At 64.6% G+C, this 3776-nt stretch carries 5 protein-coding genes; all 5 read right to left on the bottom strand.

The features are described from left to right. On the bottom strand, positions 1 to 341 hold a 341-nt coding region (locus MOV75_RS30430; RefSeq protein ID WP_369010473.1), incomplete at its 3' end, for a LexA family protein. Positions 342 to 517: 176 nt separating this feature from the next. Continuing rightward, positions 518 to 1729 (bottom strand): gephyrin-like molybdotransferase Glp, encoded by a 1212-nt coding sequence (gene glp, locus MOV75_RS30435; protein ID WP_246929870.1) that lies wholly within the window; start codon positions 1727 to 1729, stop codon positions 518 to 520. Between the two features lie 220 nt (positions 1730 to 1949). Continuing rightward, a complete protein-coding gene (locus tag MOV75_RS30440; protein ID WP_246929868.1) occupies positions 1950 to 2156 on the bottom strand; it encodes a hypothetical protein in 207 nt (68 codons plus the stop codon). A 167-nt stretch (positions 2157 to 2323) separates the two neighbouring features. Further along, the gene (locus tag MOV75_RS30445; protein ID WP_246929867.1) at positions 2324 to 2947 is read right to left on the bottom strand and encodes an HAD family phosphatase; all 624 of its coding nucleotides are present in this window, start codon (positions 2945 to 2947) and stop codon (positions 2324 to 2326) included. Between the two features lie 39 nt (positions 2948 to 2986). Beyond that, on the bottom strand, positions 2987 to 3776 hold a 790-nt coding region (locus tag MOV75_RS30450; RefSeq protein ID WP_247007166.1), incomplete at its 5' end, for an alpha-hydroxy acid oxidase.

Below are 3776 nucleotides of genomic sequence, written 5' to 3' on the forward strand. Positions count from 1 at the left end.
ATCACGGGCACCGCAACGGGCCGCTCGCCCTCGTCCACGGCCGGGCTGGAGCTCGTGCGGACCTTGCCGAGATTGCCCTCGATCACGCTCGGCGTGAAACCGCGTCGGTTGCCGGCGGCAGCCTGAAGCTCCGGCAGCTTGATCACTTCGATGGCACGGGCGCGGTTGGGCAGGCGGCGGATGAAGCCGCGCTCCTCGAGCGCGGTGATCAGGCGGTGGATGCCCGACTTCGAGCGCAGGTCGAGCGCATCCTTCATCTCGTCGAAGGAGGGCGGCACGCCGCTTTCCTTCAAGCGTTCGCTGATGAACCGCAGAAGCTCGTATTGTTTGCGCGTTAACATCTCGACCAAAGTCCCCCGGTTGATGTCGTTCGATTCCGAGACGATGAATTCAGCGACAAGCCGCTGCACGCTCGAAACAAATCATGAACGGACACTATATGTTCGATACATGTTCCGCAACTGCTTAATTTACCGTGAACAGACCGAAGCTCGCGGAATGCGTGTGGCCGCCCAGTTCAGACGGGGAGCCGCAGCACCTCGCAAGGGCTGCCGGCCTCGGCCTTCGGCGCGAACGGTGGGCGCACGAGAAGTACCTGTGCTGCAGCAAGATTCGCAAGCAGAGAGGAGTCCTGATGGCTGACGGGAACGGCAACGAGCGTGCCGTCGTCGCGCAGCTCCAGGCGCGCGCGCAGATAATCCTCGCGCTGGTCGTTGGCGCCGAGATCGCGGCCCAGCACGGCGCGCTCGCGACGATGATGAATCACTGAACGGCCGGACAGCGCGCGAATCAGCGGCACCATGAACAGGAAGGCGCACACGTAGGAGGACACAGGATTGCCGGGCAGACCGATCACGCGCATCGCGCCGAGCCGTCCGTGCATCATCGGCTTGCCGGGCCGAATCGCGATCTTCCAGAACGCCATCGAGATGCCTTCGTCCAGGAGCGCCTGCTGGACCAGGTCGTGGTCGCCGACCGACGCGCCGCCGGTCGTGATCAGGATGTCGGTACCGCTCTCGCGGGCGCGGCGGATGCCGGCGGAGGTGGCTGCAAGCGTATCGGCGGCGACGCCGAGGTCGATGGTATCAGCGCCCTCGCTGCGGGCGAGCGCGTGCAGGGCGTAGCCATTGGAATAGACGATCTGGCCGTGCCCGGGCGTTGAGCCCGGCATCACCAGTTCGTCGCCGGTGGCGAGAATCGCGACCTTCGGACGGCGGCAGACGGCGAGATGCGGGTGATTCATTCCGGCTGCGAGCGCAAGGTCGCGCTCTGTCAGGCGGGTTCCTTTGCGCAAGAGCACGTCGCCCTCGCGGAAGTCGACGCCTGCCGGGCGGATGTGCCGTCCGGCGATCGCGGCTTCCTGGATCGTGACGCACCTGCCGTCCGCGACGGTGTCCTCCTGGATCACGACCGCGTCCGCACCGTCGGGAATGACGCCGCCGGTGAAGATCCGTACGGCTTCGCCGGCACCGATCGTTCCTGCGAAAGGACGGCCCGCTGCGACCTCGCCGATGACCGTCAGGCGGGAATCGATCGTTGCGGCATCGGCCGCGCGTACGGCATAGCCGTCCATCGCCGACATCGCTTGCGGCGGCTGCGTGCGTCGCGACGCGACGTCTTGCGCAAGCACGCGGTGATAGGCCTCGTCGAGGGAGGCCTTCTCTTCGGGCAGTGGCTCTGCACCCGCCAGCACCGCGGCAAGCGCGTCAGAAACCGGCATCAGGGCCACGGGCTAAACTCCTGCTGGGCACATCGGTAAATGGCCGGCGAGAGTTCTATCCGAGTGCGGGCGCGAGGCAAAGCAGCACGCAGGGTGATTTATCCTGCGTGGCCTCAGCAGTGGAGGAGGCGGCTCAAGTCCGTCGCGGCATGATCCGGAAGGCGAGACAGACCGGGATGAGGATGGCCATGGCGAGCACGAGAAGGACGAATGCCACGGCCAGCATCGGTCAACTTCCGCTCGGTCGGCCCGAGCCGTCGTCCAGTGCGACGTCGGGAGCTTTGGGACCTTGATCCTTGTCGGGCAGAGGGTCGGCCTGAGACTTCAGGTCGGCGGCCTTGCTGATCAGCTTGGCGGAAAGGTCAGAATCCGAGGTGGTTCTTGCGAATTCAAGCAGGAGAGAGGCTTGCTTGGTGAGATAGGTTTTGCCCAGCACGTCGATACGTCCGATGTAGAAGTCCCAACCGACTCATGAGTCCGAAGGGGGGTATTCCGTTCCCGGAACTCTGTACAAAAATGCACAAAGGCTTTGGGTTCCTCAAGTTCCGCAGATTTGTCCCGGGAACCGGGCGTGCGGTGAGCTTGCGCGGCAAGCGCTTAGCCTCAGATTCCCAGGGCTTTCAAGGCGTTCCCGACATCGCGCGGCGACGTGACATGCACGGCGGTCAGGCCGCGCGCCCGCGCTCCCTCGATGTTCTCGGCGAGATCGTCGAAGAACACGATGCGCTCCGCTGGCACGCCGATCGCCGCGACGACATGGTCGAAAGCCTCGGCATCCGGTTTGCGCAGGCCGATGCTGGAAGACAAATACAGTCTGCGGAAATGGCCGAGCAGATCGGCATATTCCTTCGAGAAATAGTCGACATGCGGCTGGTTGGTGTTGGAGAAGGCGTAGAGCGGCATCTGCTTCGCCGCGCGCGGCAACAACTCGGCGATATCCGGCATTTCGCCGGCGAAGATCGCGTTCCAGCCCTCCAGGAACTGCGCGTCCGAAATGCCGATTCCGAGCGAAGCACGTAGCGAGGCGAAATAATCCTCGTCGCTGATCTTGCCGACCTCGTGCAGCCGGTAGGCCTCGTCACGCACATAGCGCGCGACAATGGCTTCGGGCTGGCAGCCGGCATGTCCCGCCCAGCATGCGATCGCCTTGGAGAAGTCGATGTCGAGCACCACGCGCCCGAGATCGAACAGAAGCGCATCGGCGCTGCCGGGAGAGAGCGATGTCACCTGCGTCCTTTCACTTCAGTATCGGCAATAAGCGACAAGTCAGTATCGATAAGGCTCGTGGTCGAACAGCGGGAACGCGCTGAACACGCTCGGCGCGTTGGTGGCGGTCGCTGGATGCAGGCAGGATTTGTCGACTTCGGCAAATGAAGTGGCGCCCAAGAGGCCGAGGCAGCGCAGCACCTCGTCTTCCAAGAGCTCCAGCATCCGTGTGATGCCGGCTTCGCCGGCCGCCGCCAGCGCCCAGCATTGCAGCCGGCCGATGCCGACGAGGTCTGCGCCTGCCGCGATCGCCTTGACGATATCGGTGCCGCGACAGATGCCGCCGTCGACCATGATCTTGGCGCGACCCTTCACGGCCTCGACGATCTCGGGCAGCACATGCATGGCGCCGCGGCCATGGTCGAGCTGGCGTCCGCCATGGTTGGAGACGTAGATCCATTCGACGCCGTGATCGACCGCGATCAGGGCGTCCTCGGCGGTGGCGATGCCCTTCAGGATCAGCGGGATCTTGAACTTGTCCTTGACCATCTTCACCGTCCGCCACTCCAGGCCCTTCTGGAAGTCGCCGCCGGTGGCGCGCAGGCGGCTCTCGCGAACGTAGCGCTTGGCGATGTCACGTTCGCGACGGCTGTAATGGGCGGTGTCGACGGTCAGGCAGAAGGCGGCATAGGCGTTCTTCTCGGCACGGCTGACGACATCGGCAACGAAGGCGTCGTCGCCGCGGACATAGAGCTGATAGAGCCGCAGCGCATCGGGGGCCATCTCGGCGGTCTTCTCCAGGCCGGGCTCGGACACCGAGCTCAGCATGTGCGCGGCACCGAAGGTGCCG

Source organism: Bradyrhizobium sp. PRIMUS42 (assembly GCF_023006515.1).
GTDB lineage: Bacteria > Pseudomonadota > Alphaproteobacteria > Rhizobiales > Xanthobacteraceae > Bradyrhizobium.